Genomic DNA, 1552 nt, shown 5'->3' with positions numbered 1-1552 from the left:
ATTCCACTGAACAACGTGGTGGGTTTACACAGCTAGTGCGGCGCCAGCAGGGTGAACGGGAACCACGGCAGGTTGCGCGCGATCCAGTAGCCCGGCAGGGCGACCAGCCAGAAATTCGGCCGCGAGACCACGCTCACGACTGGCGCAAACCAGGCCGCGCGCCAGCCGGCCTTCCAGGCGATCAGGCCCGGCAACAGGGCCAGGCCCAGCATTGCGCCGGGATTCATCGCGAACGCGCCGACCGGGTCCAGGTGCACCAGCGCATGCAGGGCGCGGGTCATGCCGCAGCCCGGGCAGTAATAGCCGGTGAGCGCATGGAACATGCACGGCGCGAACGGGTTGTTCGCGGCATTGGGATCGAAGCGGTACAGCAGCGTGGCGCCGCCGGCCGCGAACGCGGCGGCGGCGCCCAGGCACGCCCGTTGTTGCCAGGCGCGCATGCCGATCAGCTCGCGTGCTGCATCTGCTGCATGAACTCCATGTAGCCCTGCATGCCGCCGGTAGAGAGTTTGTAGGTGGTGAAGAGTATGCCGATGATGGCCAGCGCGGTGGTCACCCAGCACCAGGTCTTGGCGGTGTTGGAGGCGCGACGCGCACCCTCCAGGTCGCCCTGGTTGAGCAGGCCGTTGACCTTGCTGGAGAACACGATGGCGACGATGCCGGTGATCAACGACGGGCAGCAAAAGCAGAAGCCAAGCACCGTCGAGATGATCGCCCAGGCCAGATGGTTGGGGACCGGGCCGGGAGCGGGCGGCGGCGGCGTGACAGGGCTGACGGTGCTCATGTGGATCTCCTTGAGGGGTGGCGCACGGCAGTCGGTGAGTCTAGACGAGTCGCTGCGGTGCGGAGGTGGCGGGCCGTCAGTGCGGCGCGAGCAGCGTGAAGGGATACCAGGGCAGATTGCGCAGCAGCGCATAGCCGAGCAGCACCCATAGCCATAATCGCGGGTCGGCGAGGATTTTCAGCAGCGGCGCGAGCGGGCGCAGGCGCAGGCCGGCGGCGTTGAGCGCCATGATCGCCAGCAGCGGCAGTGCCACCACCAGCAGGGGATTGCTGGTCCAGGCATGGGCCAGGTCCAGGTGCACCAGCGCGTGCAGGCAGCGGGTACTGCCGCAGCCGGGGCAATACAGGCCGGTGAGGGCGCGGAACGGGCAACCCGGCAGCGGATTGCCGGGGACATTGGGATCGACCCGGCGCAGCACCACGGTGGCGACCGCTGCGGCGCCGCTCAGTGCGGCCAGCGGCAGCCAGCGGGGCAGGGACTGCAGGCGCTGAAGGGACATGTCAGGCGGACGATCGCGTGGCCGGCCGCCGTCGCAGGCGACGGCGGCCGCGGCGCTCAGGACATGGACGACTGCTGCATCATGCCCAGGCCGCCCAGGGCGAAGAGGAAGATCATGTACAGCACGATCAGCACCACCGAGGTCGCCGCCGAGTAGATCGCCCACTTCTTGGCCTTGTCCGACGAATCGCGCGCACCGGCCACATCGCCCGCGGCGAGCTTGGTGTTGACCTGCGAGGCGTAGACGATGGACACGATGCCCAGCGGCAG

General features: G+C 68.5%; 4 protein-coding genes. All 4 read right to left on the bottom strand.

Going from position 1 to position 1552, the window contains the following annotated elements:
- Nucleotides 1-32 precede the first annotated feature (32 nt).
- A complete protein-coding gene (locus tag D183_RS0109880; RefSeq protein ID WP_017908847.1) occupies nucleotides 33-440 on the bottom strand; it encodes a DUF2752 domain-containing protein in 408 nt (135 codons plus the stop codon).
- A 5-nt stretch (nucleotides 441-445) separates the two neighbouring features.
- On the bottom strand, nucleotides 446-784 hold the full coding sequence (locus D183_RS0109875; protein WP_026144348.1) for a CD225/dispanin family protein: 339 nt from the start codon (nucleotides 782-784) through the stop codon (nucleotides 446-448).
- A gap of 76 nt (nucleotides 785-860) precedes the next feature.
- The gene (locus D183_RS0109870) at nucleotides 861-1283 is read right to left on the bottom strand and encodes a DUF2752 domain-containing protein (protein WP_017908845.1); all 423 of its coding nucleotides are present in this window, start codon (nucleotides 1281-1283) and stop codon (nucleotides 861-863) included.
- 56 nt (nucleotides 1284-1339) lie between these two features.
- Nucleotides 1340-1552 (bottom strand): CD225/dispanin family protein (locus tag D183_RS24390; protein ID WP_017908844.1); only part of this gene is annotated, 213 nt, incomplete at its 5' end.

Source organism: Xanthomonas sp. SHU 199 (assembly GCF_000364665.1).
GTDB lineage: Bacteria > Pseudomonadota > Gammaproteobacteria > Xanthomonadales > Xanthomonadaceae > Xanthomonas_A > Xanthomonas_A sontii.
Note: the sequence above shows the minus strand (reverse complement) of the source record. Positions and strands in the feature narration are given on the sequence as shown.

Excerpts from the sequence above, each read along its gene's own strand:
- D183_RS0109880 (WP_017908847.1), bottom strand. The coding sequence starts at position 440 with ATGCGCGCCTGGCAACAACGGGCGTGCCTGGGCGCCGCCGCCGCGTTC.
- D183_RS0109875 (WP_026144348.1), bottom strand. The coding sequence starts at position 784 with ATGAGCACCGTCAGCCCTGTCACGCCGCCGCCGCCCGCTCCCGGCCCG.
- D183_RS0109870 (WP_017908845.1), bottom strand. The coding sequence starts at position 1,283 with ATGTCCCTTCAGCGCCTGCAGTCCCTGCCCCGCTGGCTGCCGCTGGCC.